Annotated in this window: 42 protein-coding genes and 3 pseudogenes; 9 read left to right on the top strand and 36 right to left on the bottom strand. The window is 35.7% G+C overall.

The window, feature by feature from the left end; translation table 11 throughout:
* Positions 1 to 5: 5 nt before the first annotated feature.
* From GY065_RS01130 to GY065_RS01085, 10 genes and pseudogenes are all read right to left on the bottom strand, one after another.
* A pseudogene (locus tag GY065_RS01130) lies at positions 6 to 362 on the bottom strand (hypothetical protein); the annotation flags it as partial.
* 167 nt (positions 363 to 529) lie between these two features.
* Entirely contained in the window at positions 530 to 871 is a 342-nt protein-coding gene (locus GY065_RS01125; protein ID WP_174832736.1) for a hypothetical protein, read from the bottom strand.
* Between the two features lie 333 nt (positions 872 to 1,204).
* Positions 1,205 to 1,690, bottom strand: coding sequence for a hypothetical protein (locus GY065_RS01120; protein ID WP_174832734.1), 486 nt, complete (start codon positions 1,688 to 1,690; stop codon positions 1,205 to 1,207).
* Positions 1,691 to 1,692: 2 nt separating this feature from the next.
* The gene (locus GY065_RS01115; protein WP_174832732.1) at positions 1,693 to 1,926 is read right to left on the bottom strand and encodes a hypothetical protein; all 234 of its coding nucleotides are present in this window, start codon (positions 1,924 to 1,926) and stop codon (positions 1,693 to 1,695) included.
* Between the two features lie 137 nt (positions 1,927 to 2,063).
* On the bottom strand, positions 2,064 to 2,501 hold the full coding sequence (locus GY065_RS12910) for an RHS repeat-associated core domain-containing protein (protein ID WP_256433012.1): 438 nt from the start codon (positions 2,499 to 2,501) through the stop codon (positions 2,064 to 2,066).
* A gap of 459 nt (positions 2,502 to 2,960) precedes the next feature.
* Positions 2,961 to 3,356 carry a hypothetical protein gene (locus GY065_RS01105; protein ID WP_174832730.1) on the bottom strand — a complete coding sequence of 132 codons (396 nt, stop codon included), beginning with the start codon at positions 3,354 to 3,356 and terminating at the stop codon, positions 2,961 to 2,963.
* A 2-nt stretch (positions 3,357 to 3,358) separates the two neighbouring features.
* A complete protein-coding gene (locus GY065_RS01100; RefSeq protein WP_174832728.1) occupies positions 3,359 to 4,153 on the bottom strand; it encodes an RHS repeat domain-containing protein in 795 nt (264 codons plus the stop codon).
* A 138-nt stretch (positions 4,154 to 4,291) separates the two neighbouring features.
* The gene (locus GY065_RS01095) at positions 4,292 to 4,663 is read right to left on the bottom strand and encodes a hypothetical protein (RefSeq protein WP_174832726.1); all 372 of its coding nucleotides are present in this window, start codon (positions 4,661 to 4,663) and stop codon (positions 4,292 to 4,294) included.
* 541 nt (positions 4,664 to 5,204) lie between these two features.
* Positions 5,205 to 5,516, bottom strand: coding sequence for an RHS repeat-associated core domain-containing protein (locus GY065_RS01090; RefSeq protein ID WP_202984015.1), 312 nt, complete (start codon positions 5,514 to 5,516; stop codon positions 5,205 to 5,207).
* A gap of 120 nt (positions 5,517 to 5,636) precedes the next feature.
* Positions 5,637 to 5,909 carry a hypothetical protein gene (locus GY065_RS01085; RefSeq protein WP_174832720.1) on the bottom strand — a complete coding sequence of 91 codons (273 nt, stop codon included), beginning with the start codon at positions 5,907 to 5,909 and terminating at the stop codon, positions 5,637 to 5,639.
* Here GY065_RS01085 and GY065_RS13330 point away from each other — a divergent pair.
* Positions 5,892 to 6,023, top strand: a complete 132-nt coding sequence (locus GY065_RS13330; RefSeq protein WP_256433010.1) for a hypothetical protein — start codon at positions 5,892 to 5,894, stop codon at positions 6,021 to 6,023. The genes GY065_RS01085 and GY065_RS13330 overlap by 18 nt on opposite strands.
* A 136-nt stretch (positions 6,024 to 6,159) precedes the next feature.
* On the opposite strand, the gene GY065_RS01080 is transcribed toward GY065_RS13330, so the two are convergent.
* From GY065_RS01080 to GY065_RS01070, 3 genes are all read right to left on the bottom strand, one after another.
* Complete coding sequence (locus GY065_RS01080) at positions 6,160 to 6,582, bottom strand: hypothetical protein (protein WP_174832724.1); 423 nt, start codon at positions 6,580 to 6,582, stop codon at positions 6,160 to 6,162.
* Positions 6,582 to 6,905, bottom strand: coding sequence for a hypothetical protein (locus GY065_RS01075; protein ID WP_174832722.1), 324 nt, complete (start codon positions 6,903 to 6,905; stop codon positions 6,582 to 6,584). Before GY065_RS01075 ends, GY065_RS01080 begins: the two co-directional genes overlap by 1 nt.
* Positions 6,906 to 7,051: 146 nt before the next feature.
* On the bottom strand, positions 7,052 to 7,324 hold the full coding sequence (locus GY065_RS01070) for a hypothetical protein (protein WP_174832720.1): 273 nt from the start codon (positions 7,322 to 7,324) through the stop codon (positions 7,052 to 7,054).
* Between GY065_RS01070 and GY065_RS01065 the strand changes: the two genes are divergently transcribed.
* Positions 7,319 to 7,456 carry a hypothetical protein gene (locus GY065_RS01065; protein WP_174832718.1) on the top strand — a complete coding sequence of 46 codons (138 nt, stop codon included), beginning with the start codon at positions 7,319 to 7,321 and terminating at the stop codon, positions 7,454 to 7,456. The genes GY065_RS01070 and GY065_RS01065 overlap by 6 nt on opposite strands.
* A gap of 219 nt (positions 7,457 to 7,675) precedes the next feature.
* Here GY065_RS01065 and comJ read toward each other — a convergent pair whose 3' ends face one another.
* Positions 7,676 to 8,158, bottom strand: coding sequence for a competence protein ComJ (gene comJ / locus GY065_RS01060; protein ID WP_174832716.1), 483 nt, complete (start codon positions 8,156 to 8,158; stop codon positions 7,676 to 7,678).
* A gap of 17 nt (positions 8,159 to 8,175) precedes the next feature.
* On the opposite strand from comJ, the gene GY065_RS01055 reads away from it, so the two are divergent.
* Entirely contained in the window at positions 8,176 to 8,316 is a 141-nt protein-coding gene (locus tag GY065_RS01055) for a hypothetical protein (RefSeq protein ID WP_174832714.1), read from the top strand.
* Between the two features lie 56 nt (positions 8,317 to 8,372).
* Here GY065_RS01055 and GY065_RS01050 read toward each other — a convergent pair whose 3' ends face one another.
* From GY065_RS01050 to GY065_RS00945, 22 genes and pseudogenes are all read right to left on the bottom strand, one after another.
* Positions 8,373 to 8,705 carry a hypothetical protein gene (locus GY065_RS01050; protein WP_174832713.1) on the bottom strand — a complete coding sequence of 111 codons (333 nt, stop codon included), beginning with the start codon at positions 8,703 to 8,705 and terminating at the stop codon, positions 8,373 to 8,375.
* Positions 8,698 to 9,060 (bottom strand): hypothetical protein, encoded by a 363-nt coding sequence (locus GY065_RS01045; RefSeq protein ID WP_174832711.1) that lies wholly within the window; start codon positions 9,058 to 9,060, stop codon positions 8,698 to 8,700. Before GY065_RS01045 ends, GY065_RS01050 begins: the two co-directional genes overlap by 8 nt.
* Positions 9,060 to 9,614: an RHS repeat domain-containing protein gene (locus tag GY065_RS01040; protein WP_174832709.1), complete on the bottom strand. Its 555-nt coding sequence runs from the start codon at positions 9,612 to 9,614 to the stop codon at positions 9,060 to 9,062. The genes GY065_RS01045 and GY065_RS01040 overlap by 1 nt, the downstream gene beginning before the upstream one ends.
* A gap of 146 nt (positions 9,615 to 9,760) precedes the next feature.
* Positions 9,761 to 9,949 (bottom strand): hypothetical protein, encoded by a 189-nt coding sequence (locus GY065_RS01035; RefSeq protein WP_174832707.1) that lies wholly within the window; start codon positions 9,947 to 9,949, stop codon positions 9,761 to 9,763.
* Between the two features lie 225 nt (positions 9,950 to 10,174).
* Positions 10,175 to 10,648 carry a hypothetical protein gene (locus GY065_RS01030; protein WP_174832705.1) on the bottom strand — a complete coding sequence of 158 codons (474 nt, stop codon included), beginning with the start codon at positions 10,646 to 10,648 and terminating at the stop codon, positions 10,175 to 10,177.
* 656 nt (positions 10,649 to 11,304) lie between these two features.
* The gene (locus tag GY065_RS01025; RefSeq protein ID WP_174832704.1) at positions 11,305 to 11,784 is read right to left on the bottom strand and encodes a hypothetical protein; all 480 of its coding nucleotides are present in this window, start codon (positions 11,782 to 11,784) and stop codon (positions 11,305 to 11,307) included.
* A gap of 41 nt (positions 11,785 to 11,825) precedes the next feature.
* Positions 11,826 to 11,951, bottom strand: a pseudogene (locus tag GY065_RS01020) (RHS repeat-associated core domain-containing protein); the annotation flags it as partial.
* Between the two features lie 92 nt (positions 11,952 to 12,043).
* The gene (locus GY065_RS01015; protein WP_174832702.1) at positions 12,044 to 12,400 is read right to left on the bottom strand and encodes a hypothetical protein; all 357 of its coding nucleotides are present in this window, start codon (positions 12,398 to 12,400) and stop codon (positions 12,044 to 12,046) included.
* 266 nt (positions 12,401 to 12,666) lie between these two features.
* Positions 12,667 to 13,230, bottom strand: coding sequence for a hypothetical protein (locus GY065_RS01010; RefSeq protein WP_174832700.1), 564 nt, complete (start codon positions 13,228 to 13,230; stop codon positions 12,667 to 12,669).
* Between the two features lie 78 nt (positions 13,231 to 13,308).
* Positions 13,309 to 13,950: a hypothetical protein gene (locus GY065_RS01005; protein ID WP_174832698.1), complete on the bottom strand. Its 642-nt coding sequence runs from the start codon at positions 13,948 to 13,950 to the stop codon at positions 13,309 to 13,311.
* A gap of 10 nt (positions 13,951 to 13,960) precedes the next feature.
* Positions 13,961 to 14,479 (bottom strand): RHS repeat-associated core domain-containing protein, encoded by a 519-nt coding sequence (locus GY065_RS01000; protein ID WP_371731918.1) that lies wholly within the window; start codon positions 14,477 to 14,479, stop codon positions 13,961 to 13,963.
* A gap of 92 nt (positions 14,480 to 14,571) precedes the next feature.
* Positions 14,572 to 14,820, bottom strand: a complete 249-nt coding sequence (locus GY065_RS00995; RefSeq protein WP_174832696.1) for an RHS domain-containing protein — start codon at positions 14,818 to 14,820, stop codon at positions 14,572 to 14,574.
* On the bottom strand, positions 14,813 to 15,037 hold the full coding sequence (locus tag GY065_RS00990; protein WP_174832693.1) for an RHS repeat domain-containing protein: 225 nt from the start codon (positions 15,035 to 15,037) through the stop codon (positions 14,813 to 14,815). The genes GY065_RS00995 and GY065_RS00990 overlap by 8 nt, the downstream gene beginning before the upstream one ends.
* Positions 15,034 to 15,318, bottom strand: a complete 285-nt coding sequence (locus GY065_RS00985; protein ID WP_174832691.1) for a hypothetical protein — start codon at positions 15,316 to 15,318, stop codon at positions 15,034 to 15,036. Before GY065_RS00985 ends, GY065_RS00990 begins: the two co-directional genes overlap by 4 nt.
* Positions 15,315 to 15,647, bottom strand: coding sequence for an HYD1 signature containing ADP-ribosyltransferase family protein (locus GY065_RS00980; RefSeq protein ID WP_174832762.1), 333 nt, complete (start codon positions 15,645 to 15,647; stop codon positions 15,315 to 15,317). Before GY065_RS00980 ends, GY065_RS00985 begins: the two co-directional genes overlap by 4 nt.
* 179 nt (positions 15,648 to 15,826) lie before the next feature.
* On the bottom strand, positions 15,827 to 16,117 hold the full coding sequence (locus tag GY065_RS00975) for an RHS domain-containing protein (protein ID WP_174832689.1): 291 nt from the start codon (positions 16,115 to 16,117) through the stop codon (positions 15,827 to 15,829).
* Between the two features lie 138 nt (positions 16,118 to 16,255).
* The gene (locus GY065_RS00970) at positions 16,256 to 16,741 is read right to left on the bottom strand and encodes an SMI1/KNR4 family protein (RefSeq protein ID WP_174832687.1); all 486 of its coding nucleotides are present in this window, start codon (positions 16,739 to 16,741) and stop codon (positions 16,256 to 16,258) included.
* A gap of 152 nt (positions 16,742 to 16,893) precedes the next feature.
* On the bottom strand, positions 16,894 to 17,439 hold the full coding sequence (locus GY065_RS00965; protein ID WP_202984014.1) for an RHS repeat-associated core domain-containing protein: 546 nt from the start codon (positions 17,437 to 17,439) through the stop codon (positions 16,894 to 16,896).
* A gap of 116 nt (positions 17,440 to 17,555) precedes the next feature.
* On the bottom strand, positions 17,556 to 17,981 hold the full coding sequence (locus tag GY065_RS00960; RefSeq protein ID WP_174832686.1) for a hypothetical protein: 426 nt from the start codon (positions 17,979 to 17,981) through the stop codon (positions 17,556 to 17,558).
* Positions 17,982 to 18,102: 121 nt separating this feature from the next.
* Positions 18,103 to 18,519 (bottom strand): hypothetical protein, encoded by a 417-nt coding sequence (locus tag GY065_RS00955; RefSeq protein ID WP_174832684.1) that lies wholly within the window; start codon positions 18,517 to 18,519, stop codon positions 18,103 to 18,105.
* Positions 18,513 to 18,806, bottom strand: a complete 294-nt coding sequence (locus GY065_RS00950; protein WP_174832682.1) for a hypothetical protein — start codon at positions 18,804 to 18,806, stop codon at positions 18,513 to 18,515. The genes GY065_RS00955 and GY065_RS00950 overlap by 7 nt, the downstream gene beginning before the upstream one ends.
* 252 nt (positions 18,807 to 19,058) lie before the next feature.
* Complete coding sequence (locus GY065_RS00945; protein WP_174832680.1) at positions 19,059 to 19,271, bottom strand: DUF2283 domain-containing protein; 213 nt, start codon at positions 19,269 to 19,271, stop codon at positions 19,059 to 19,061.
* Positions 19,272 to 20,334: 1,063 nt separating this feature from the next.
* On the opposite strand from GY065_RS00945, the pseudogene GY065_RS13480 reads away from it, so the two are divergent.
* The 6 genes and pseudogenes from GY065_RS13480 to GY065_RS00920 all read left to right on the top strand — a co-directional run.
* Positions 20,335 to 20,430 (top strand): annotated as a pseudogene (locus tag GY065_RS13480) (HNH endonuclease); the annotation flags it as partial.
* Between the two features lie 3 nt (positions 20,431 to 20,433).
* Positions 20,434 to 20,898 carry an SMI1/KNR4 family protein gene (locus GY065_RS00935; protein ID WP_174832678.1) on the top strand — a complete coding sequence of 155 codons (465 nt, stop codon included), beginning with the start codon at positions 20,434 to 20,436 and terminating at the stop codon, positions 20,896 to 20,898.
* A gap of 556 nt (positions 20,899 to 21,454) precedes the next feature.
* Entirely contained in the window at positions 21,455 to 21,535 is an 81-nt protein-coding gene (locus tag GY065_RS13475; protein WP_202984019.1) for an RHS domain-containing protein, read from the top strand.
* The gene (locus tag GY065_RS12900) at positions 21,499 to 21,693 is read left to right on the top strand and encodes a hypothetical protein (RefSeq protein WP_202984013.1); all 195 of its coding nucleotides are present in this window, start codon (positions 21,499 to 21,501) and stop codon (positions 21,691 to 21,693) included. The genes GY065_RS13475 and GY065_RS12900 overlap by 37 nt, the downstream gene beginning before the upstream one ends.
* Positions 21,694 to 22,729: 1,036 nt before the next feature.
* Positions 22,730 to 23,164, top strand: a complete 435-nt coding sequence (locus GY065_RS00925) for a hypothetical protein (protein ID WP_174832676.1) — start codon at positions 22,730 to 22,732, stop codon at positions 23,162 to 23,164.
* Between the two features lie 921 nt (positions 23,165 to 24,085).
* The coding region (locus GY065_RS00920) for a DUF6531 domain-containing protein (protein WP_202984012.1) at positions 24,086 to 25,841 on the top strand (1,756 nt) is incomplete at its 3' end.

Here is a 25,841-nt window from a genome sequence, read left to right as displayed (position 1 = left end):
CACCTTCAGCATCGTTGTCTTAAAGTAGCGCCTCGATCTATCAAACGTCCATTGGTTGAATTTCTTGTAGTTCCTTTATGCCCCTTTGGTTCACGAACATGTTCATTAAAACCACCAGGATGACGATCATTTTGTAAGAAAACAATATTTCTCGGATCCTCATTCCATTTTGCTCCTAGAGAGCCATTTCCCTCAACAGAATTTATATGATGTCCAGTATAATCTGCCTTAGACATAATTTTGGTAAGTTGACTATTTGGTATATTTAAAATTAGTGCTCTTTCTTTAGCTGTCCAAGCTCGAGTTCCTTTTCCTCCATTTTGCAATAATGTTTTTTCTTGTGCCCAAGCTCTATTTATTGCGGTACTCCGGGATCCAGATTATCGTAGCTGAAGCTGATCAGTTCCGGTTCGGCTTCTGATGGATAGACTCGACAGTATCAAATTATAAAAAGTCGAAAAGATTTAATTTCTTTTCGACTTTTTAAATTATATAAATTAATAATAGAATAAATTTATAAATATTTTTGTCATTTATTATTTTTCATGCTAAATCGTTTATTATATTCATCCGAATATTCAAAATATGGTTTATCTCCTGTCAGCTTACAACACCATTTATATGGTAAAAAATCGTATGGATTAGGAATAACATAACCTTCAAAAAATATATAACTCACCTCACCGTTATCTTCTCGCATATCTTCATATAAATATACATAATCACCCTCATGAATAATAACGGAGTTACCAAAGAAATCTTCTACCTTGTCTGACTGCGTTAAACCAACTATATCTGAGTCTACATTACTTTCGTTACTAATATCAGCCCATATTCTTTCTTCTGCAGGCTTATAAATTGTCATTTTCATAAATCAACACTTTCAATAGTGACATGATTGTTACCCACTGTTCCATTAAGTGAATTTGACTTACCGTTTAAGGTTATTTTACCAACCGCTTTGTGTTAATCTTTCCCAACGCCCTTTTTGATTCGAGACTGAATATTATCTCTAGATATATCCTGCATAGAGGTAGCGATCTTAGAACCATCTTTTTCTATCAGATGAATTCTGTCTTTCGATCCTACTACAACCCAACGTCCATCTGATTGTTTTAATATATTATTTGAGCGAGCATTTTGAATATCATTTTTTGAAATAAATTTATATTGATTTATTCGAGCTTTTACACGTTATTAAGAATTAAAAGGGTATAGGGATTTTTTTATGAAGTTTTTTTTCAAAAATTATGCTTAATTTTTGGAACAAATTTTCCCATTGCTTAAAATATTCTATTTTATTTACTTCTACAGAAAAATCGGGTGTATTTCTATTTGGCAGACCTACAGATTTTCCTTTTTTAAAGGTTAAATAAATTATTTCATCTTTAACTTCATAAAATAAATAGAAATCCGAACCTTGCTCACAAAACCATATTTCTTTTTTTTTAGAATGTGCGAATTTGGTCGCATTTATAGAACGGATTATACAGTCAAAACAAACCATAAAATCATTAAATAAATTTAAAACAATATTTGGTTTATTTTCAAATGAGATATCAATATACCCATTTACATACTGATCTAGCTCTAGAAGAGCAAATTCGAAAGGTGATGCTTCCATATCTTCTTGATTTAGATATTCATCCAGCTCAGTAGGCTTTTCTTTTATAATTAAATTAATATTCATATTTAGTCTCCAAGGATATAAGGATATGCTGTAATAGGACCTCTATTTTCATAGATAACAACCCTAACTATATCAGTTGTTTTTGTAGTCCCATCAGGATAATACACTTTTGATATTTGTGATACTTTAACATCATGTATTCCAGGTGTTTTAGGTGCTTTATCAAACGCCTCTTCTATCATTCTGTTATCACTAAAATGACCTTGAGGTTTGTTCAAAGTTTCTGCTCTATCCATTACCTATTGTTTTTTTTAGTTGAGAACCATGTCGATTACAGGCATGTCCATATTTTTTAGGACTCTTCCCCGCTTGATGGTTTGGTTTACATGCCCAACCTTACGGATTAATCCACATAAACGCATTAGGCACATACTTATAGATTATAGCTACCCAGAAATCCAATCGTATCAGACTGAGTAAAGCGGCCTATGTCTGAATCATCGTACCTGAGAGTATTGTAGTGCAGTCCGGTTTCTCTGTCTAAATACTGTCCTTGATACCGCAGGCTCTGCCGTTTGTCTGCACTGCTTTCCTGAATCATCTGCATCCTGTCCCACAGGAAGGTGGTGCGGTTGCATGGCTTGCCGTCACTGTCCAGCCGGTGTTTTTCAATCCGCCGGCCGAGGGCATCGTAGACGTAGCCATAGCGTTCAGTATGGTTCAGCTGTTCGATACGCACTTCGGTCAGGCGGTGTTCGGCATCGTAATGGTAATACTGGGTACCGCTGGCGGTCTGTTTGCTGCGGGTTCGTCCGGTTACGTCGTAGCGGTAATCGCTCTGTCCCTGGCGATTGTGTTTTTTGCCTACCAGCCGGTCCAGATTATCGTAGCTGTGCTGCGGTCCATTATGATACCCCGGACGTTTGGTCTGTTTTTCGGTCAGGCGGCTGGTGCGGTCGTATTGAAACTGGTATTCATACTGCCTTGGCTGCGCAGGGTTTCCCGATGCAGGTGGTCGCGCTCGATGTCGCTGATAATCTGGCCGTCCGGGTTAATCTGGTGCAGATGGCCAGAACCATAATACAGTTTGTTGATGAGTTCTGGTTCGGCTTCTGATGGATAGACTGGACAGTGTCAAATTATAAAAAGCCGAAAAGATTTAATTTCTTTTCGACTTTTTAAATTAATAAAACTCACTTTTTTGTTCCAATATATAAATCAAAACTGCATCAATTTTGTAAATGATATTTATTTCATTGAGATAATGAGTTAATGAATAAAATGAAATTCCAAAACAGTTAGAATTTCAACAGAAAATTTATCTATTTGTTTATAATTTTTTTACTTTCCAAACTCTTGTTGCTGCAACAAATGATAATCCTTTAAACCAAGATGCAAACTCAATAACTTTTTCCCAAGGATAAATACGTCTAGAGGTAAATTTTATAGACTCATCTTGATTCATTATTTCTATAAAATAAAACATAACAGGAGCATCGCGACTTCGACTAATGCGATCTTCCATTCTTGCCGGTCTAAAAATCACTACACAATCATCCATCAAATAACTTTTTGCAATTGTAATTGCTTCATCTTTATTCCAGGGGTTAAAGTCAGCAACTTCTTCGTTATTTTTAAATTCTTCTTCAGAAATATACCAAACAAGATCTTTCGTATTGCGATTAATCCTTACTTCCGAAGTGCACCGGTATATAATTTTATCCATAGTTAATAATCCAAATGCAAATTATCCAATATACCTTTACTTTTATTCCAAACATTAACATGTGGACCAGCACCTAAATGAGGATGACCTAATACATCATCTCTCCAGCCAGCATTTTCATCGGCACTTTGCATTCCTATTTTTCCATTAGATTTTTTCCAACCATAAGGACCTCCTTCAAATTTTGATTTATGTATAACTTTAGGATTAGATCCTAAATTTCCACTTAATTCAGAAGCAGTCTGCCTTGCGGCTCTTCTGTTTGGCATTTGGTAACGATTTTCACCAGTTTTTATACCACCGTATTTTTCAATTATCTTTTGCGCATTTGATTGAGCTTTAGCATTTGTAAAGCATGATTTCAATCCTTTCGGATCAATCCACATCAGCGCATTCGGTGCATACTGATACAGATTAAAGCCACCGGCTAACCCTATCGGGTCCGGCTGAGTAAAACGGCCTGTATCCGGATCATAGTAACTGAAAGTATTGTAGTGCAGTCTGGTTTTTCTGTCTAAATACTGCTCTTGATACCTCAGATTCTGTTGTACCTCCTGTATCTCCCGATGGATAATTTCCTGTATTGGTTTGCCCCATAGCTGGTATAAGCATTCCCAGACGATTTCACCGGCTTCATCTGTCAGCTCCTCCGGCATACCGTTCAGATCGGTATGGAAGTAGTAGATGTGTTGTTTCTGATTACCGTTTCTATCTATCCGCGCCAGCGGTTCATAGCTGCCTTCACCGGTATACAGATACAGGCTCTTCCGTTCGTCTGCACAGCTTTCCTGAATCATCTGCAGCCCGTCCCACTGGAAGGTGGTGCGATTGCCGGATTGGTTTACAAGTTATAGCTACAAGATTAATTTGACATAAACAGGCGTTTAATAACCATCAGTAATTGAAAAATATCACTCAGTTGCCTGAAATTATCATTAGTCTTTTAGATTAATACCTTTGATATGATTATCAATAAAAAACTGCCTTAACTTATCTGAAATCATTACACAGCTTGAATCCTCTAAGCACCTGACTATCCAAAAATCTTCAGTGACATCCTGCTTAAAAACTTTTTTAGTAAATCTCCTTGGTCCATCAGGCTGACTATCTAGAACCGGTGTGCTTTCAGATTTATCCATATCCATACAAGATAAAAAACGCAACGGATTAAATACTTTAAAACCATAATGGCTCTGGCCATTGATAATCACAATTGCATCAAGCAACTGCACTTCTTTTAAGAATTCATCATTATTTTCCAACAAAGTGGTCAGTTTGGGTGAAATAAAATCAGGACCGTCACTCATATAATAATCATAAGACAGTAATCTTTTCTCACTTATTTTTTATTTAAAGTAAAAATCAAGGGATTTTTTAAATGAATTTTTTGGCATTACATTAAATCAACTATTGAAATTTCCTCTTCTTTAAATTGAAATCAATATCTATCTGGATAAACATCACCACACCTTAGTCTAGATATCATCTTAACATCCTTTGGATCCTTTAGATCGGATTGAATTTTGTTCAAAATCACTTTTCCCTTACGTAAATCAGCTCTTTTCTCTTTAATTAGTTTGTCTAAAGTTTCTTTGTAATCAGCCTGGGTCCACTTATTTTTTCCCCTATTTCTACTAATTTGTCCATTTCAGCTTCTATTGATTTTGTATAATCAGGATAAGATCCTCTGTGAATTGTTCGAGTAGAATGGACATCCTCCGAAGTCGACAGATAAATAATTTTATTGCTTGTATGAATATTTGCGCCAGCTCTTTAAAACAATTTATGATTTCGCAATTGCTACGAAATAATATGGTGCTTCTGGTAACTGGAAAACCGAGCATATTATTATATATCCCAGTTTTTCGAACCCCACGGATCGATCCAAATCAGCGTATTTGGCGCATACTGATAAAGATTAAAGCTACCGGCCAATCCAATCGGATCCGGCTGTGTAAAGCGACCTGTATCAGGATCATAATACCTGAAAGTATTGTAGTGCAATCCGGTTTCTCTGTCTAAATACTGTCCCTGATACCTCAGGTCCTGCTGTATCTCTCTATGGGTAATCTCCTGTATCGGTTTACTCCACAGCTGGTATGAGCATTCCCAGACGATTTCACCGGCCCTATCCGTCAGCTCCTCCGGCATGTCGTTCACGTCGGTATGACCGCTAGCGGTTTGTTTGCTGCGGGTACGTCCGTGTTCGTCGTAGCTGTTTTCAGTCCTCGGGAACTGAGCAGCTGATTAAAACGGATCAGGTTCTGATTGCTTTCTTCTTCACCGCATCTTCTGTCCAGCAGGTTGGCCGCAGCATCGTATTGCAGGGTTTCCCAGTATGCTTCGTTGCGGCAGCTTTCGATGCGTCCGGTTACGTCGTAGCGGTAATCGCTCTGTCCCTGTCGGTTGTTGTTTTTTGCCTGCCAGCCGGTCCAGATTATCGTAGCTATAGCTGCGGCCCAGTATGATATCCGGCAGGATACCCGCTCCAGGTCGTTTGGTCTGTTTGCCGGTCAGGCGGCCGGTACGGTCGTATTGAAAACTGGTGTGCATTCTACTCTGGCTGCGCAGGATTTCCCGATGCAGCAGGTCTCGCTCGATATCGCAGATAATCTGGCCGTCCAGGTTAATCTGGTGCAGATGGCCGGAACCATAATAGTTTGTTGATGGTGCGTCCGTCCGGCAGGGTGGTGGCGATGCGGTTGCTCAGTAGGTCGTAGCTTAGTTGTTATTTACGCCCGTCCAGATAGGTTTGTTCAATTAATCAGCCAGCAATATTATATTGGAAACAGTTAAAAGTTATTCAAGAAAGAGAAATCATCCCTACTTTTCCATCCGGTGATAAACAAATAACTATTCCTTTTCCTTCAAGTCGAACTACATCACAAATTTTATTTACATTCCAATTTTTTATTTTAGATAGCTCTAGCCAATTATTAAGTTTCCAGCTATTTATTCTACCAAGAATTACCATCTTTTTTCTAAAACCATGCATGTCAATATCTATACTTATTACAGTGTTATTTTTAGATAAAATATTGACATTGCCATATAGATGACTAAATATTTTTGATTTTCTGTTCAGTCTTGCTACAGGTAATTCTGGTTCTCCCATCGTTTCATAAATAAGAGAATCAGATGATCCGACATGCAATTTTTTAATGTGTAGACTGTTAATAATATCCATTAACTCTATTTGAAATATGGGTTTCCATTCTTTATTCATTATGAGCAACCTATTTTAGCATTATATCTTTGTACATTACGTCCAATATCACGTAGCTCTCTCGACCTACCATTAGCTAAATTACGCAAATCTGTTTGTTGTGTCTTGGCATGAGCTAAAACAGAACGTACACCTTCATTGGCTTTATTTAAAATATCATTTCTAAAATTCATATCATTTTCAAAGCATTCTTTTGCTAGTATGATGGCTTTTGTTACTTTTAGACTACTTCTCTCATTTGGAATTGCATTAGTAAAGGTTATACCATCTTTGTGATCGGGTCTTATTGATAATTCAACACCTCCAGGAGCATAAAAATGCAATCCTTTTTGGACAATATCATTATAGCCGGGTGAATAGATCTGCCACGTACCATAACTCCACCTAATCCGTGTTCGTCGTAGCTGTTTTCAGTCCTCGGGAACTGAACAGCTGATTAAAACGGATCAGGTTCTGATTGCTTTCTTCTTCACCGCATCTTCTGTCCAGCAGGTTGGCCGCAGCATCGTATTGCAGGGTTTCCCAGTATGCTTCGTTGCGGCAGCTTTCGATGCGTCCGGTTACGTCGTAGCGGTAATCGCTCTGTCCCTGTCGGTTGTTGTTTTTTGCCTGCCAGCCGGTCCAGATTATCGTAGCTATAGCTGCGGCCCAGTATGATATCCGGCAGGATACCCGCTCCAGGTCGTTTGGTCTGTTTGCCGGTCAGGCGGCCAGTACGGTCGTATTGAAAACTGGTGTGCATTCTACTCTGGCTGCGCAGGGTTTCCCGGTGCAGCAGATCGCGCTCGATGTTGCTGATAATCTGACCGTCCAGGTTATTCTGGTGCAGATGGCCGGAACCGTAATACAGTTTGTTGATGGTACGATTGCCTAGATCGGTCTATTCGGTCAGGCCATCGGCAGCACCATAGTGGAAATAGATTTTTATTTAGATTTAATTATAGTGATTTTTGATAATATCTGCATGATATAAAACACTATATATATATTTCTATTTACTTTCTAATTTCACTAATCAACAATGTAATACTTCACATATATAAACTAAATTTCATTTCTATTAAAAATTGAATTATTTATATAAATTAATTAGTTACAAAAAACCAAGTTTAAGCGCTTTATTTTTTTCTCCTCCCCAAGGATCGTCAATCAAGTATCGGGCTACTATAGGTTTTTCTGCTGGAACAAAGGTAAATTTGTAAAAAACTTCATCATCTTCGCAAATTTCATAGTAAAGATCATATAAAGAGGTATCAAATTCTATGTTTATTTTGAATTTTTCTGCAGCTGATGCTACTTCAACATTATTACTATTATCAATATAAAAAGGTGTCACAATACATCGTTGTGTATTTTCATCCATAACAAAATTATTTGTTAATTTTAAAAAAACATTAGCTCCGAAAGCTTCTTCAGGTAAAGGGTCAAATATAACATAATCTTCATGAATGACAGCTCCTTGTTCAATATTCTCTTTGCCCCACTGAGACAATTTTTCAGAGTAAGCTCTAGATCGAACTAAAATCTGATGATGTGAAATCAATAAGTCAACCATTTGATTTTTAGAATTTTGCATTAATAACCTCAACTTTAATGACGTTTGATCTGTTTTTCGGTCAGACGGCTGGTGCGGTCGTATTAAAAACTGGTGTGCATTCTGCCCTGGCTGCGCAGTGTTTCCCGATGCAGCAGGTCGCGCTTGATGTCGCTGATGATTTGAACGTTATGGATTAAAAGGCGAGCCGGTAAGAATTAATTTTCTAACTGGCTATTTATTCATAATACGAGGATTATTTTCTTGAGAATGGATAAAGGCATCCGTTAAAAGAATTTTCCTTCACTTCACTTTCAAATTTCCGACCATTTTCTAGCTCTAATTTATCTAATTTAGCTAAAACGAATCTCTCGTTCTCAAGATGCCTTTTTTTAAAAAAATCAATAGCGTAATCCCCTAAATCATCAATCACTAATAATTTAGAAAAAACAGAGTTTATGAGAGGACTACCTGCATACATTACAGACTCTGTTTCCTCACAGGAAAATTTTAAATACATAATTGCTTTTTTTAAGGCGTTTACCTCACCTTGATTTAAAGTCAATGATTTTTCTTGATTTTCAGACACAATTATCCTTTCTAGATTTTATTTGCTCGTGAGTCATCTTTACTCGTTGCTTATAAGGTAAATGGAAAAAAATACCATAAGGATTTTTACCTGCATGAATTACCTCACGTAGCTTCAATCGACCTGAATGAATATATTCCAAATCAGAGTTCTGTTTAACACTAATATTGCTCATTTGCAAAGCATCAGCTTTGAATATAATTGCATAGTCGCCACGCCCTAAATGTAATGGATCATTAATGAAAATATCTCTCATTGCATCCTGAGGAGTCATTAATATATCCGTAACATAAACCTTACCTTTTGAGTTTGGTTCAATAACTCCAGTATTCATTATGCTCTCTAAACCATCCATTATCCATATCCCAGTGGATCAATCCACCCCAACAGATTAGGCACATACTGATATAGATTAAGTCCACCGGCTAATCCGATCGGATCCGGCTGGGTAAAGCGACCTGTATCCGGATCATAATACCTGAAAGTATTGTAGTGCAGTCCAATTTCTCTGTCCAAATACTGCCCCTGATACCGCAGGTTCTGCTGTATATCTGTATGAGCGATCTCCTGTATCGGTTTGCCCCACAGCTGGTATGAGCATTCCCAGACGATTTCACTGGCTTCATCCGTCAGCTCCTCCGGCATGCCGTTTAGGCCGGTATGGAAGTTGTAGATGTGTTGTTTCTGATTACCGTTTCTGTCTATTCGCGCCAGTGGTTCATAGCTGCTTTCATCGGTATACAGATACAGGCTCTGCCGTTTGTCTGCGCTGCTTTCCTGAATCATTTGCAGTCCGTCCCACAGGAAGGTGGTGCGGTTGCATGGCTTACCGTCCCGGTCCAGCCGGTGTTTTTCAATCTGCCGCTGAGTGCATCGTGTACACTGTGTTTTTGATGTTACCAGCAGCATTTCTTATGCTTCTTACTGTAATTACAATTTAACTTTTCATTCAAAAATGCCGTCTGGCAAAAGTCCTGCTTTTTTTAAGCTTGCTAATTTTTCACGATCCCTTTCAGAAGCTTCTAATTTTTCTATATATATCGGTATAAATAGTTCTACTCATTAAAAATCCTTTTAGGATTTTCTTCCCAAAGCTCTAATGCCTCTGCCGGAAAAGTAATATCCGGTAGATTAAATTCATTTTCATTCTGATCATAATTAGCTTTATTTTTTGTTCTAATAATCATGGATAAAAATTGACCAAATGAGTCTGCTACTGGCATTAAAGCTGTATTTTGTTCCAAATACCCGTATCTAATCATCATATCAAAATGTAAATCATTGATTTTACGATCCCAATAATAAATTGGACCACCACCATGTCCTTAATCTCGGTTCATTGTGTGATATAGAATAGACTATTAGTAAATTTTGAAGATATAGCTTATTGGAGCTAATAATCAAAATTACTAACTAAAATTCTATTTAGAGATAAATCTGGCGGGATATCTTTTAAATAATCTGCTATTTCATCGCCAATAATCAAAATTACCAACATAGATCTCATTTAGGAGTAAATTCAGCGGAATATCTTTTAAATTATCCGCTATTTCATCATATGGTGATGGGAGTGTAATAGACATACCAAAATCTTGATCTATAATAAGTGCACCAAACCTTATCCACTGTTTATCGGTTAAATTAATCAATTTTCCCATTGTAATGCCTGCATATAATTTATTTTTATATTTTCCTTTATAATCTCCATTACACGCTACGGCTTCGATTAAACCATCAATATTAGTAGTAAATTTTACCGTATCATTATTCAAAGAATATGCATACCTTATTATATCTTCTTCTGGATAGTTTGGTACTCCATACTGGGTTACTTTAACATCGAAATTTTTATATAATTCATCGATATAAAATTCTACATTACGTCCAATTTCAATATTACCAACAGACTTATAGCTTATAATATCCGCATTGAAATCTATCATGTCTTATCCTCCTTTTACTAGTATTCCATCAATAAAGACAGGTGCGTCATTAATTCTATCGTATTTTTCAAATCCTTCATGGCCAATTCTGCCTAAAGTTTTTTTACCTTTGTTTTTTTGTAAATTTTCCAGTAATTATTACCATGTATATATTACCATGTGTACTAGTCTGATTTTTCTCTTTATCACCACCGGGATAATAATCTAATAGATATGTGTCACCTGCTTTTGTTATTTTAGTAAAAACTGTATGAATAAAGTCTGCATATTCAACCCCAAAGACAATCCAAAAAGCCGAATTTGAGCAGATTATCGGCTTTGTCATACTGGTAGTCGGTGGTGCTGTCTGAGGTGTTATTTACCAGTCAATATTAAATTTCTTGGTTGCGCCAGACCGTGCAAAAATCGAATCTCTGGTTTATCTGTCATTCGGTTCGTTCCTCGAATAATTAGAAAAATTTTTGGGCGATTTTTAATTATTTTCCATATGACTTTTACAAACTTAACAGTTTTGGTTTTTTATTAAATTATAAAATGCAACTAATCAACCATTTATTAAATATCCAGAATTATAATCAGCTATTTTGAAACATGAAAAACGAATAAGAACTTTTCGAATACAAGCATTATAATAATCTGATTCAAAATAACTGTTCCTAATCTCTTCTATTTAAATCTATTTTATTTAAATATGTTAGTGCATAACTACAGGTAGACATTGACTTTGGCGCAATGATTTCTAAATGTTCAAAAAAATTTTTGGCATGATTCGACATTGCTGATAAGAAAGCTTTTTTATCAACGATAATTTTTGCTTCTGATGAAGAACACGTCACACTAACTAATATATTATGATTATTATGAATAGGTTTAAATTTGACTTCTATAGGCTGATCAGGAAAATTCGTTTTAAATTCTTCTCCATTAGAAACTACTGATAATCCCGTTGATAAATAACACCAGAGAGCATCAATATAATCCCACATTGACTTATCAATAAGTTTTTTTCCGTAAATTGATAATTCTATAGCACCATCAATATTATCAGGATTATCTATATGACCATTAAAATCAAAAACATTAATAAAATCGTCACCCATTTTGATATAAGTATTTATAATAATTTCAGGATACATTTGAATAAAATTGCCCTATTCTGCCTCTTTTAAAACCTACACTATATTTTACACCAATTGATATACCTTATCGGATCCGGCTGGGTAAAGCGACCTGTATCTGGATCATAGTACCTGAAAGTATTGTAGTGCATTCCGGTTTCTCTGTCTAAATACTGTCCCTGATACCTTACTGTTGTATCTCTCTATGGGCAATCTCCTGTACCGGTTTACCCTACAGCTGGTATGAGCATATAGTTTAATATAATTTATTTTATTATCAATTTTTCCATTTGTTTCCCCTAACATACGCTATTAATTCATTTTCATCTAAAGGTTCATCAGGAATCTTTAAGAAACAAGCAGGGCAACAATATCCAATGATTGATGTTTCTATATCACTCAAATAATCAAGAGCTTTTTCGGGTATGAAATCATAGTCCAAATCAGATAAATTATTTCTTACATATATAAATATAAAATTATAAATCCTATTTCTATTCCATTTAGAATATATTAATTGTTCTATAAAATAATCCATCGAATTCATAGATTTTTCACTATCAGCATCATTCCAAGAAACCAAAATTTTTTTTAATTTCTCAAATGCTTCCTTTTCATTAACAATAACTTTCATAATATTTATAAATTAATTCCATTGAATTTGATTAATTAATTTTTTGTATTCACCAAAAGTCATATCTCTTGCTGGATATATAGATATGTTTTTATCATGATAATTAATCACAATTACAGGTAACGGCAAAATAAAATTTAAAAGATTAAATACGCTGTATATAAATTTCAAATACAGAAAATAAGGCGGGCTGGGTATCCACCTCTGCAGTAAATCAAAAAGCTATAATGGATTATTGGAGAAACTATACGTTTTTATATAGTCGATTATCCAAAGAAAAAATACATAAAATTATCTACAAACAATTTAGAAGAAAGATTTTTGTTTAATTCCTCTTCAATTCTTAATAAATATTCAGGTTTGTGATTAAAATCATCATCAACTACATCACCGCAAAATTCAATCTCTTCCACCTCAATAAGTTTTGAATAAATATTCAAAAAATCACTTAATGAGTCAGTTAATTTATACATCTTCATCTGTACACTACCATAAACAGGAGATTTAATGTCAGATGAATCACAAAACAACACATCACCAGCACGGTCAGCAAATATGATATAGCTATCTTTCCATTCTGAATTAACATCCCAGCCATCAAGGATATTTTTCAATTGATTTTTTTCGATAACATCAATGGATAAATCGCCTCCAAAAATTGGTCCATCTTCAAGTATCATATGATCATAAAAATATAGAATCTCACCAGTTAATGGAAGGTCAATTTTATCAGCTTTTAATTTCGTATTAGAATACTTCATTATCCCCAAACTTGAATTACTATTTTGAAATATTTCTACAAATTTACGTAAAGCATCATCGATAAGCATACATTTTCATCTTCAGTATTTATTTTGAACGCATATTGAATAATATAACATCAGTAAAGGTTGATTTCTTTCTTGGCTTTATTCTGACAGATATGTATCCAAGAGCTGTTTATCAAACGATTTGTTGCCTATAATTCTTTTTCTTTTGCTAAACACTGATTCCATGTCTTTATCTGATAAAGACATATTATGTTTTTTGATTATGTATAAAATTATCAAAAAAGGATAAGCATAATAGTTTGGAAATAATATGATATCTTTTACAGCTTCAGGCTTTAACTCAATAAGATTCATAGCTCTTGGCAAATAAATATCTCTCACCTTAGTATAAATCCATTCACAAGTCTTTTTTCTTTCTTCTTCATTTCTGGGTAGATCTACAGTACCACCGAAATTCGGAGCGAATGATTTAAAACTACCCTCCATTAAAGTATTCATTGCATAAACGGTGTCTTCAGGTAAGTTTGATCTATATGGTGGATTTATTTTATTAAAAAAATCAATTAATTCTGGAGAATCAACACTCGTGCAGAGGCAGTAGCCTCGGGCATTATTCAAGAAATCGAAACATATGTAACCACTTGCTTCATTATCTTTTGTTTTTTTTATGGATATTTCCTTTTTTAAACACTTGATATTTGAAGCACATACAAGATTTGCTTTCAAATAATTATACAACTCAATTTCAAACAACTTTCTTAACTCAGCTGTCACCGACATTTTTTACTCCTTAATAACTTAATACATGGAAAGTTGCATCACGCACTGTACCTCGTGGACCTACAACTTTTATTTTCTTTTTATTTCCAGTAGCAACTTTAAATTCACCTTTAGTTCCCTTTGATGGAATAATTGTTCCTCCGCCGATACCACTGGCAGTATTCGATGGGCTATTCATATCATATACACCAGCTTTACTTTGATTTTTAGTTAAGCCACTATTTCCATGTTTAGCTTCAAAGACATGATATTTTCCATATTTATCCCTAGCTACAAAATCCGCTCTTATTCTACTTTTATTAACAATCATTGTTAATTCCTCCGCAACAATTTTATATCCATTACGTTCAATGTCATGCTTCGCTTTCCTTCTACCTCGATCTCCACTGAATTGACATTTAGAACGAAGACCAAGCGGATCAATCCACATTAGCACATTTGGTGCATACTGATAAAAATTAAAACTACCGGCCAATCCAATCGGGTCTAGCTGCGTAAAGCGACCTTTATTCGGCTGAAAGTATGTAATGCAGCCCGGTTTCTCTGTCTAAATACTGGCCCTGATACCTCATTCTGCTGTATCTCTTTATGGGCAATCTCCTGTACTGGTTTGCCTCACAGCTAGTATGAGCATTCCCAGACGATTTCACCGGCTTCATCCGTCAGCTCCTCCGGCATGCCATTCAGGTCGGTATACAGATACAGGCTCTGCCGTTTGTCTGCACTGCTTTCCTGAATCATTTGCAGCCCGTCCCACAGGAAGGTGGTGCGGTTGCACGGCTTGCCTTCCCGGTCCAGCCGGTGTTTTTCAATCTGCCGGCCGAGGGCATCGTAGCCGTAGCCGTAGCATTCAGTATGGTAGCTATTCAATACGCACTTCGGTCAAGCGGTGTTCGGCATCGTAATGGTAATACTGGGTACCGCTGGCGGTTTCTTTGCTGCGGGTACGTCCGTGTTCGTCGTAGCTGTATTTCAGTCCACGGAAGCTGAGCAGCTGATTAAAGCGGATCAGGTTTTGATTGCTTTCTTCATTTTTCCTTAATACGTTCAAATAATCAAAAATAAGGGAGTAATCCCCTTGCTTCATTTTTGAAATGGAACATATTTATCCCATATAGCAAAAAACTCTTCTTTTGTTATATTCTTCGCTTTAAATTCTGGGTTTGAATTAATACTCTCCAAAGATGGTATCGGGCATTCACCTAAAAGCGTTTCTCCATATGAATAATTGTTTGTTGCATAACCTACTATATTATTTATAAAAATCTCTACTTTCCTCACCTCATAACGATCTTCATCTAACTCGCTATATAATTCAATCGGCTCATCTTGATTTTTATGAATCCAATGGACTTTAATATATGTCATAGCTGGTTCCTGCCATAATCGACTATACGACCTGATATATCTAATGGCACTTCATTTAAAATTACATAAACGCCATCCCTTCCCTTAATTACATTTAATCCAGTAACATCGATAGCAATATAATTTTCGAACTTCTTACCTTGAAATGGAACATTTAAAAATTTCTTCGACAACCCATTGTTTGTTTTAGTACTCGGTAGTATATCTGATAAATACTGCCAATTACCATAACGAGCATCTTTCGGATTATTAGCCTTTAAAGAGGGATTCAATTGTTTAGAGGATAATATTCCTTCAAGACCTTTATTATTCGTATAATGATATAAAATGTTATTATTGTCTGTCTTGCATAATCCTGACGGATCGATCCAATTTAATAGACTTGGTGCATACTGATAAAAATTGTATCAGCCGGCTAACCCAATCGGATCAGCCTAGGTAAAGCAGCCTGTACCTGCATCTGGGTCTTAGTACCTGAAAATATTGTAATGCAGTCCGGTTTCTCTGTCTAAATATTGTCCTGATACTGCAGATTCTGTTGTATGTCTCTATGGGCAATCTCCTGTATCGGTTTGCCCCACAGCTGGTATGAGCATCCCCGAAAGATTTCACCGTCTTCATCCGTCAGTTCTTCCTGTATACAGTTTACATCAGTATGGAAATAGTAAATGTGCTGTTTCTGATTGCTGTTTCTATCTATCCGCGCCAGCGGTTCATAGCTGCCTTCACCGGTATACAGATACAGACTCTGCCGTTTGTCTGCACGGACTGTAACGAATTTCAGGAGTTCAGGGAACAACTTGATCAATTTAAACAGGTGGTTAAGAGGATCAAAAACGGCATGCTTAGTATACTTAGTATACTGAATAAGAGTTAAATAATAAAAAAAACCGGGAAGATTCATTTTCTTGCCCAGTTCTTAAAATTAATTAAATAGCTAATCCAAATCCTCTTCGGTAACTAATTTGTCCATAAACTCTTTGAAAGAAGAAGCTAGTTTTTTCTGTACTAACACATGATTTTTATCCATAGAAAGATTTGGATCAAATGAATCTGTCGCATAAAAGATCACACTACCATCATTCTTATTTAAACAAAAATAATTACCACCCCAATCATTTCCAAAAGGTATGATATTTATCGGAATTACGTTCTTTGTGATCATCTCATGATAACAGCCATCAATTAAAGATTTCGGGGCATCATTAGTTAATTTGTTATATTTAAATGGTTTCAAAAAAGCAATTTCTAATGGTTCAAAACCATCATTGCTTTCCCACCAAGCTCTGGACGGTACCCCACCATTAAAGGATAGATAATGTAATATAAATTCCTCAGGAAAACAATATGATAAAACCTTCTCCACAGATTTAATATCTGAAAGAACAATATTTTTTTCGCAATTTCTGCACGGATTATCCATTATGAACACCCTGTTTTTAACGCTTTTAGAATATAGCCAGCTAACCATCCTTTAGAATGAGATATAGCAATAGTTTTTGAACTTCCATAGCAAGGAATAAATCAGGACTTCCCGTAAAATCAAACGGTAAGAGATTTTCCTAGCGGATCAATTCAACTTAACTGGTTCGGCGTAAACTGATATAAGTTTAAACTACTAAGTAATCCTATCGGATTAATCTGAGTAAAGCGACCTGTATCCGGATCGTAGTACCTGAAAGTATTGTAGTGCAGTCCGGTTTCTCTGTCTAAATACTGTCTCTGATACCTCAGGTTCTGTTGTATCTCTTTATGGACAGTCTCCTGTATCGGTTTGCCCAATAGCTGGTATGAGCATTCCCAGACGATTTCACCGGCTTCATCCGTCAGCTCCTCCGGCATGCCGTTCAGGTTGGTATGGAAGTAGTAGATGTGTTGTTCTTGATTACCGTTTCTGTCTATCCGCGCCAGCGGTTCATAACTGCCTTCATCAGTATACAGATACAGGCTCTGCCGTTTGTCTGCGCTGCTTTCCTGAATCATCTGCAGTCCGTCCCACAGGAAGGTGGTGCGGTTACATGGTTTGCCGTCACGGTCCAGCCGGTGTTTTTCAATCCGCCGGCCGAGGGCATCGTAGACGTAGCCGTAGCGTTCAGTATGGTTCAGCTGTTCGATACGCACTTCGGTCAGGCCATATTCGGCATCGTAACAGGATTATTTAACAGTTCACGGGTGTATATTTATTATACGTCATTTGAATATTTTTGAGATTTTTTATTGTGAGCTAAAATAATTTATTAATCTTCTTCTTTAGCAAATCTGATCGCTTCTCTTAATCTCCTTTTAATTATCTTATTTTTCATATTTTTTTTCAGAAATTTTTTATTTTTTAATAATTTGTCTAATTCTTCTTCACCCAGTATTTCCTTTATATCAGTAAACATTATGTCAAGATCTTCAACTGGGTCTGTAATAGCACGAGAAATATTCCGGGATAAATACCAGGATTTTATAATATATAGTGCTTCGTCTTTATTGATTTTTAATAATAATTCGAATGCTGGTTGCAGCATAGTTTTTGAAGATATTAAATTTTCCAGTAAATCAGTCGCTTTGGAAACATCAGCATGTTCGACAAAGTATTGCTTTTCCTGATCGTTTGTTATTGCTTTAGATAAATTATGATAGGCAGTGATGTATTCTTGAATAGCATCAATTATCATCTTGATTTTTCCTGTTCGATAATATTATATTCAAATATATAAACTTTAAGTTTATTGATACCCTTAACATTCTTATTACGGATTTAGGTTATACTAATCCAGAATATTTCTATTGAATCCATTAATTTTTATTGAGGGCAAACTTAATTGCTTCTTTCACTTTTTTATTTCTTTTGTTTACCGGTCGAAATTCTTTGCATTTTAATACTTTGATTAATTCTTCTTCTCCTAGAATATTTTTAATTTCAGTAAACATCGTTTTAATAAAATATATTTCATTGTCAAAATGATTTGCCAGATCTTGCTCCAGATAATAATCTTTGATAAAAGCCAATGCTGCATCTTTATTTAGTCTTAATAACAACTCAAATTGAAGTATACTCCATTGTTTATTATACCTTAATAACTCTTCCAATAACAAAGTACCTTCAGAAATACTGATATTATCTAAAAAATATTTTTGCTCATGGTGATTTCTGAGTTCTAGCCGTAATTTTTCTTTTGCCTCGAAATATTTTTGTAAAATTTCTATTAACATTTGCTCACCTTTCCATGACCTACGATTGCTTTAGAGTCGAAATCAAGACTACTTCTGATTTTCCAATCTGGCAATCTTCCCTTTGTCTTTCCTTTATATGTCACATCTAAATTACGAGTATCAATATCAATATAATAATCTGCTCCTAGGGCTCCTGTTCTTCTTTTTATTGCATCTGGGTTTCTTGCATCTACATGTATTGAAGTTGCACTTATTCCCCCTCTAGGGTCTTTTGGATCAAATGTAAATCCATGTCTTTTAAAGTTCTTGAACTCTTTGCTTGACATAAATCGACGAACTATTCCGAGATTTTCGGGAACACCATCTATAAGATTGCTCTTCGACAATCCCCATGGATCAGCCCAAATCAGCGCATTCGGCGCATACTGATACAGATTGTGCCCGACATCTAAATCAATCGGATCCGCGGCTGGGTGCAGAAGCTGGTAGACCCATTTTAAAATGTTTATTTAAATAAAGCTCAGATTTTAGAAATTCATCTTATTTATGTACAATATTTCTAAATTTAAAAACTGTTTTTAATCAAAAATAAATTCCATACCTATAATTTCCCCATCTTTATTAAAATCTAAAATTATTTCAGGTCCTTTATAGTTATTAATTAATGAATTTAGAAAAACCTGTTTTGCACTTATCCCAGAAATACCTTTCCCAGGGTGTTTTGGTAAATATAAATAAGCTACATCTCCATCTGTGCTGCATTCTAATTTTGTCCCATTTTTCGATGACATATTTACTCCATTAATTTATTAAGAACGGTTTTTAATTTTGCAGTTCCAGTTTTTGCTATTTAATATACAATCATTCCATTATTTTCTGCAGAAATTAGGATACGGTCAATATGAGCTCAATCTGGTATTGTTTCTGAAGGAAATCCAGTTTTCTCAATTTTATTACCTAAAAATCTTTCAAACTATCAGAAGCTATTTTTCTATCTGGATAAACTTTTTATTCAACAGCTCTCTTTATTGCATGAGGTAAGTTTGAATTAACCACTTTTTTGGGCTTGCCTGTAATACATGTCAACACCCACAAATCAATCCACGTAAACGCGTTGGAAACATATTGATACAGATTAAATCCTCCTGCCAAGTAAAGCGACCTGTATCCGGATCATAGTACCTGACAGTATTGTAGTGCAGACCGGTTTCTCAATCTGAATACTGCTTCTGATACCTCAGGTTCTGTTGTATCTATGTGTGGACAATCAACCTTAACAATATCGAAAACAAATACCAAAGTAAACAAAGATATAGTGATTATCATTAATATGTAGCTGGTTAATTGGAAACTAATGTAATCAAACCTGCTGATAAACCTTGCAACGATAGCACGGCTAACCAATTTGATAGGTAATCTAAAGAATAGCCTATAAATAAAAACCTCATTTTCTTCGACTAACTACTGAGCTTCACAGAGCATAACTATAAGCACGATGCCCATGGTCGCATCAGCACCAAACAGATCGCCAGAGGTATCTGCTATTACCATTGGGCAGCCTGTACCTGATAGAAGTTCGTACTGTAATTCTACGACAAAAAAATTAAAAATCGAAACTCCAGTAAAAGTATAATTGCAGAAAAAGTATGTCCTTCAAGTAAATTACCCATAGAAATAAGAGAGAAATATGCCCGTTATAAGCCTTTACTCATTCAGATATTCCAATTTTTAACACTATTCAATTAAAAAGGTTTGTATTAATTTGTGCTCTTTACGAACTATATACTTAATTGGACAGATTAAACTATAGAAAATGATTCGGAAAATCCACGGCCTGCAGAATAAACTTGGTATCATCAGGATTCTGGATATATGCAACTAGTGCCTTCTGATATTCATGATGAAGTAAAGCACACAGGTCAAATTTCAACAAGTAAAGGTAAAAAATAATTTATGGCTACTATTATTTATTCTAAAAATCCCGCAACCTTAGAAGATATTTTTAATTTTGAGAAAATTATTAAAAGTAATTTACCAAATGATTATAAAGATTTTTTAATGAAATATAATGGAGGACAACCTCAGCCTAATTCATTTAGATTTTTTTCTGATAGAAATGATGGATCTATGGTTGATCAATTTCTTAGTTTAGGCAGAGAAAAATATAGTAATTTATTAAGCTATTATGATCTTTATAAGGATAGAATTCCTTCAGAATTTATTCCTATAGCTCATGATGCTGGAGGTAATCTTATTATAATGGAATTGAAATCTAATAGTAATAGAATTTATTTTTGGGATCATGAACTTGAAGCAGATGAAGGTGAAACACCTAATATGGACAATGTTTATTATATTAATCAGTCTTTCACTAAGTTTATAAATGATCTTTATCCCTTAAAGGAAGATGAAATTTAATTAAGAGCACAAACGATGAATATTTATCTATCTAAATTGAATTGAATAGAGATCAACTTCACGCTTAAACATTATTTAATCATATTTAATATTAATGATTATTAATATGCTGTTTATAAAATTTGGTGTATATAACCTCTTACTTTGGATTACCAATTTGTTTAATTCAGTTTAGCACGTTTGGTTTATATTTAACACAGCAACAAATAAGGGGTTATGAACAGCCTGTTTTACCAACCCTACCCAGAAAAATTTTACTGAACGTCACCTGACCGCAGTATGTATTGAACAGCAGAACCAATGCAAACATTATAGCTACATATACAATGCACCCGGACTTCTAATTGAAAATACCGGCTGGATCGGGGTGATCAGCCCTGCAACCGCACCACCTTCCTGTGGGACGGGCTGCAAATGATTCAGGAAAGCAATGCAGACAAACGGCAGAGCCTGTATCTGTATACCGACCAGTACAGCTATGAACTGCTGGCGCGGATAGACCGGACCGGTTAATCAGCAAGAGCACATCTACTACTTCCATACCGACCTGAACGGTATGCCGGAGGAACTGGCGGATGAAGCAGGTGAAATCGTCTGGGAATGCTCATACCAGCTTTGGGGCAAACCGATACAGTAGATTACTCATTGAGAGATACAACAGAACCTGAGGTATCAGAGACAGTATTCAGACAGAGAAACCAGACTGCACTACAATCCACAGTAGATCATTTTACTCATCCGGATCCGATTGGATTAACCGGCGAAACTCAACCTATGTCAGCATATACTAACTGATTTGGATGGTTCCTTAGGGTTGTAAAAGAAATGTGAGCGTCCTTCTAAAAATTTTAAACAAAGACACACTATTACTACGCGTTAGATAAATATTTCAATCGGAAAAACAGCTGATATTCTTGATTTGTTTGCCCTCTGAAAGATTAGTAAAACAACAATCATAAACGTATAAAAATCTAATTCAGCTACGCTTACACTAAAATAACAAAAGCAGGTAACAAATATATATAAGATGATCATCCTGACAGTAATAAAAAGAAAATCAACCTAATAGATATCGTATATGGTTATTGGAAGTTTACAAAGGGAAAACAGGAAAAAGAATTATGGGTAGAATCAGCTATAGATGATTTAAAAATTATGACAGAATTTATGACTTATCTGTCTATATTCACAAAATACTAGTGAATGTAGAATAAGACATGGTAGATTTTAATGCAGATATAATAAATTATAAATCTTAGAGTAATATTAATATTGGATGTAATATAGACTGCTATATTGATTAATTATAAAAAATTTTGATGTTAAATTAAGCCGTATAAAAAATGTCAAATTATTCGGAAGAAGATGAAATCAGATATGAATATTCTTTGGATAATGACACGATAAAAATTTTTACGAATATTGATGGCTTACTTGAAGCTATAGAGTGTGCTGAAAATTATAAAAAAATATAAAAATAAATTATATACTGGTATCACAATGGTAAAACTGATTAGTTTAACTGATAAACAGTGGATAATTTTTGACAAACTTATATTTTACATTGAGACTGTAAAATGGCGATTACACTCCTTCACCATATAATGTAGTAGCTGATTATTTAAAGATATCTCAATAGATTTACTATTAAATGAAATTTATATTAGTAATTTTTTAAGACAAACTGGACTGTATTACAGTACTTTCAGGTACTATAACCCTGATACAATTAGATTTACCCAGCCAGAACCGATTATATTGACAAGAGAATAAACCTTTAGGTCAGCGATGTTCATCGATGGCACTGTGACTAATAAACATTGTATATGTTATGAAAACTAACTTAAAAGATAAATTAAACTTAATTAAAGCAAATAATTATGCATCTAAAATAGATGGGGTTAGTTCTTTTAATATATCATTTTTACATGAGAACGAATTCGTTTGGCATCGAGAAAGACTAATGGAAATAAATAAAATTGATAACATCATCAAAAAAAAGGTTTTTAATTTACCTATAAAAAGAAATGTTCTGGTGAGAGAAGTTGAAAGTACATTAAATGTAAAAAAAGATACTATTTGTAATTTATTCTACTATGAGAATATTTGCATATCCTTTTGTGTCGAAAATTTTTCTAATTTCATATTGAGCTTGTTTAAAATAAATAGAACATATGATTTTTCATTAACATTGACATCTCCCGACAGAGTCATTGTTTTAAGCGATAATGAATATGATATACATTTGTATAATATTCAAAAATAAACTATATAAAAATTAATCAAACAAAATAATAGTTTACGAATTTATTATTTAACTTTGGTTCAAAATATTAAAACGAAATCATAAATATATTTAACTACTGCTTTAACTGATAAAATTCATTTCGCAATTCCTGTACTGAATTATAATCAGCTATCTGAATCAGACAATATTTCGAATATATATCTGATTACAATATAATTTTCAAATCCTGCTTATTCCGGTCAGAGCCATTGAAATGAATATAGTACGTAATTAAAACAAAATTGCAGAGATAATTGTTAGCCTATTTTTTCAATGAATATATTCAGTTATCAATAGTTTTCAGGCTGGATATATCAGTAGATTTCTAGATAACAAGATGCTTAGAGAATGAAAGCGGTGTAGTTATTTCAGATAAATTACGACAGTCTTTACTGATAATTATATCAAAGGTTTAAATCTAGAAGATTAATAACAATTTCCGGTAATTCGGCAATATTTCTCACAATTATTGATAAATAGTCATCTGATATTTATTTATGTCAATGTAAGTTTATGGCTATAGCGTACAAACCAACCTTGTAACCGCACCACCCTTCTGTGGAACGGACTGCAAATGATTCAGGTAAACGACACAGATAAACGGCAGAGCCTGTAACTGTATACTGATCTGAACGGCATGCCGATAGATTAACAGACTAAAAATCTGTGTACAAGCTGTTCGATCCTTCCTTTGTCTACCATTAATAACCGCGTTATCCGGTTTTATAAATATTTTTTAAGCTTAATTTACAGTTATTTAATACAAATCCATATTATTCTTCTAAAATTAATTTAACAGATTTAAATATATTGATTAAAATATGATAAAATAATTAAATTAATGTTATTATATTTTACATATTAAATTATTACTTCTGATTGATTTAAAGAGATTATTAAATGGGAGAAGCATACTGGGCAGCCCGTGAGGGAGACATCCTTTTACATACTTCATTGCTGGCTGATATTGCAGGCGCTGCGGTTGAAATAGCCTGTTATGCAGCTATAGCAACTGCATGCATTGCCGCTGCAGCAGTAGCAATAGGCTTGTTTACCACAACCGGTGGCGCAGCAGCATTGGCATTAGGTGCAGTATTAGGAACTGCCAGTACATCAGCCTGTGTTGTAGGAACCATCGTATCCGTTGGTGTTTCAATAGCATTAGAAAAGTATATTTCACAGGCCGCAGATTGGGTCAGCAGCTTATTTCCCCCGTCCGAAGATGGTAAGATTAAAACCGGTTCTCACAATACCCGTACCAATAGCTTACCTTCCGCCCGTGCTGCCGGCATAGTAAAAAAAGCAGAAACCACACAGGCACCACAACAACCTGAAGGTTTTATCGATACAGCCAGCAACATACTGCAAGGCTTAAAAACAGCGGCCAGTCAATTTATCAGACCTACCGTTGCCTCTCCGGATCCGAGTACAACTGAACCCAGAGATGACGATAAAATCACCTGTAAAAAACACCCGTCTTCTTTCTCCGATATCGGCATGCCAAGTTCGCCGGCACTGGGTGTTCTGGAGCTTGGATTTAGCGTTGTCAGTGCCGCAATAGGAACCATCACCGGCGCGGCCGAATATATGGCTGAAGGCTCCAAAAAAGTCTACATCAACAGCCAGCCAGCGGTACGCAGCAATGACCGCAGCACCTGCGAAGCCAAAGTAACTGATGACTACAAAGGTGGTATCAAAGTTTCCAACAACGTGCGCATCGGCGGTGAATCTGTTGTTGTCCGTGAAATTAAAAGCGGCAAACACCCCATTGCCCTGGTAGCCACTATTGCGACACTAGTGTTATCCCCTGGAAAATTAGGTCGAAAAATATCGCAATTTATAGATTGTTTTATTCAGGCAACTGCCATTAACATTGGCGTTTCAAAAGCTATAGAACCCTTCAGAGGTAAACCGGTTCATCTGCCAACCGGTGCCAAACTCCTGTTCGGCCCCGAAGAGCTCGACTTCTCCCTGCCGGCTCACCTGCCCTTCGAATGGCAGCGTTTCTACAGCAGCGTCGACACCCGCACCCACAACATGTTCGGTGCCGGCTGGAGTGTTGACTATGAAATCGAAATGGAAATCGACCCGCAGCCTGATGGTTCCTGTGCTGCCGTCTATACCGACGAAGAAGGGCGGCGTATCGAAATCGAACCCATCCAGCCGGGTAAAGGCATACGCGGTCTTAACGAGAATTTATCCATCCGCCGCGGCGAACAAGACCGCTGGGTAATTGAAGACGACAACGGCTTTTACCGCCTGTTCGAACCTGATCCCAACAATCCAAAACGTCTGCTGCTAAGCATGCTACAGGACCGTAACGACAACCAGTTACTTATCTACCGCGATTCCCGTAGCCGCATCGTCGAAATTGCCGATAACGACAACGCCGCCCGGATCAGCCTGCACTATCAGGATCAGCGCCATCCGCAGCGCGTGACCGAAATCCGCCAAGAGCTAAGCGATGGTAGCAGCCGCTTACTGAACCGTTACCAGTATACCGAACAAGGTGACCTGCAACAGGTCTTTGATGCCGAAAACCGCCAGACCCGCGAATTTGCCTACAACAGCGACCGGCGCATGACCTACCACCGCCTGCCCACAGGCTTACAGTGTTATTATCAGTGGAGCTACTTCAGCACAGCAGATGTAGAGA

Source organism: Snodgrassella sp. ESL0323 (assembly GCF_013346865.1).
Lineage (GTDB): Bacteria > Pseudomonadota > Gammaproteobacteria > Burkholderiales > Neisseriaceae > Snodgrassella > Snodgrassella alvi.
Note: the sequence above shows the minus strand (reverse complement) of the source record. Positions and strands in the feature narration are given on the sequence as shown.

What these genes read in the sequence shown, in the direction of transcription:
- GY065_RS01025 (WP_174832704.1), bottom strand. Translation starts at nt 11,784, where the DNA reads ATGTATCCTGAAATTATTATAAATACTTATATCAAAATGGGTGACGAT.
- GY065_RS00970 (WP_174832687.1), bottom strand. Translation starts at nt 16,741, where the DNA reads ATGGATAATCCGTGCAGAAATTGCGAAAAAAATATTGTTCTTTCAGAT.
- GY065_RS01105 (WP_174832730.1), bottom strand. Translation starts at nt 3,356, where the DNA reads ATGGATAAAATTATATACCGGTGCACTTCGGAAGTAAGGATTAATCGC.
- GY065_RS01095 (WP_174832726.1), bottom strand. Translation starts at nt 4,663, where the DNA reads ATGAGTGACGGTCCTGATTTTATTTCACCCAAACTGACCACTTTGTTG.
- GY065_RS00945 (WP_174832680.1), bottom strand. Translation starts at nt 19,271, where the DNA reads ATGTCATCGAAAAATGGGACAAAATTAGAATGCAGCACAGATGGAGAT.
- GY065_RS01040 (WP_174832709.1), bottom strand. Translation starts at nt 9,614, where the DNA reads ATGCTGCTGGTAACATCAAAAACACAGTGTACACGATGCACTCAGCGG.
- GY065_RS00960 (WP_174832686.1), bottom strand. Translation starts at nt 17,981, where the DNA reads ATGATAATTGATGCTATTCAAGAATACATCACTGCCTATCATAATTTA.
- GY065_RS01010 (WP_174832700.1), bottom strand. Translation starts at nt 13,230, where the DNA reads ATGCTTATCGATGATGCTTTACGTAAATTTGTAGAAATATTTCAAAAT.
- GY065_RS01005 (WP_174832698.1), bottom strand. Translation starts at nt 13,950, where the DNA reads ATGTCGGTGACAGCTGAGTTAAGAAAGTTGTTTGAAATTGAGTTGTAT.
- GY065_RS12900 (WP_202984013.1), top strand. Translation starts at nt 21,499, where the DNA reads ATGCTCATACCAGCTTTGGGGCAAACCGATACAGTAGATTACTCATTG.
- GY065_RS01070 (WP_174832720.1), bottom strand. Translation starts at nt 7,324, where the DNA reads ATGCACACCAGTTTTCAATACGACCGTACTGGCCGCCTGACCGGCAAA.
- GY065_RS01100 (WP_174832728.1), bottom strand. Translation starts at nt 4,153, where the DNA reads ATGATTCAGGAAAGCTGTGCAGACGAACGGAAGAGCCTGTATCTGTAT.
- comJ (WP_174832716.1), bottom strand. Translation starts at nt 8,158, where the DNA reads ATGCAAAATTCTAAAAATCAAATGGTTGACTTATTGATTTCACATCAT.
- GY065_RS00990 (WP_174832693.1), bottom strand. Translation starts at nt 15,037, where the DNA reads ATGAAGCAAGGGGATTACTCCCTTATTTTTGATTATTTGAACGTATTA.
- GY065_RS01080 (WP_174832724.1), bottom strand. Translation starts at nt 6,582, where the DNA reads ATGAATAAAGAATGGAAACCCATATTTCAAATAGAGTTAATGGATATT.
- GY065_RS01120 (WP_174832734.1), bottom strand. Translation starts at nt 1,690, where the DNA reads ATGAATATTAATTTAATTATAAAAGAAAAGCCTACTGAGCTGGATGAA.
- GY065_RS00925 (WP_174832676.1), top strand. Translation starts at nt 22,730, where the DNA reads ATGAAAACTAACTTAAAAGATAAATTAAACTTAATTAAAGCAAATAAT.
- GY065_RS01015 (WP_174832702.1), bottom strand. Translation starts at nt 12,400, where the DNA reads ATGAAAGTTATTGTTAATGAAAAGGAAGCATTTGAGAAATTAAAAAAA.
- GY065_RS01055 (WP_174832714.1), top strand. Translation starts at nt 8,176, where the DNA reads ATGACGTTTGATCTGTTTTTCGGTCAGACGGCTGGTGCGGTCGTATTA.
- GY065_RS00935 (WP_174832678.1), top strand. Translation starts at nt 20,434, where the DNA reads ATGGCTACTATTATTTATTCTAAAAATCCCGCAACCTTAGAAGATATT.
- GY065_RS01115 (WP_174832732.1), bottom strand. Translation starts at nt 1,926, where the DNA reads ATGGATAGAGCAGAAACTTTGAACAAACCTCAAGGTCATTTTAGTGAT.
- GY065_RS00985 (WP_174832691.1), bottom strand. Translation starts at nt 15,318, where the DNA reads ATGACATATATTAAAGTCCATTGGATTCATAAAAATCAAGATGAGCCG.
- GY065_RS01085 (WP_174832720.1), bottom strand. Translation starts at nt 5,909, where the DNA reads ATGCACACCAGTTTTCAATACGACCGTACCGGCCGCCTGACCGGCAAA.
- GY065_RS01030 (WP_174832705.1), bottom strand. Translation starts at nt 10,648, where the DNA reads ATGATAGATTTCAATGCGGATATTATAAGCTATAAGTCTGTTGGTAAT.
- GY065_RS00955 (WP_174832684.1), bottom strand. Translation starts at nt 18,519, where the DNA reads ATGTTAATAGAAATTTTACAAAAATATTTCGAGGCAAAAGAAAAATTA.
- GY065_RS01045 (WP_174832711.1), bottom strand. Translation starts at nt 9,060, where the DNA reads ATGGATGGTTTAGAGAGCATAATGAATACTGGAGTTATTGAACCAAAC.
- GY065_RS01125 (WP_174832736.1), bottom strand. Translation starts at nt 871, where the DNA reads ATGAAAATGACAATTTATAAGCCTGCAGAAGAAAGAATATGGGCTGAT.
- GY065_RS13475 (WP_202984019.1), top strand. Translation starts at nt 21,455, where the DNA reads ATGCCGGAGGAACTGGCGGATGAAGCAGGTGAAATCGTCTGGGAATGC.
- GY065_RS00950 (WP_174832682.1), bottom strand. Translation starts at nt 18,806, where the DNA reads ATGTCAAGCAAAGAGTTCAAGAACTTTAAAAGACATGGATTTACATTT.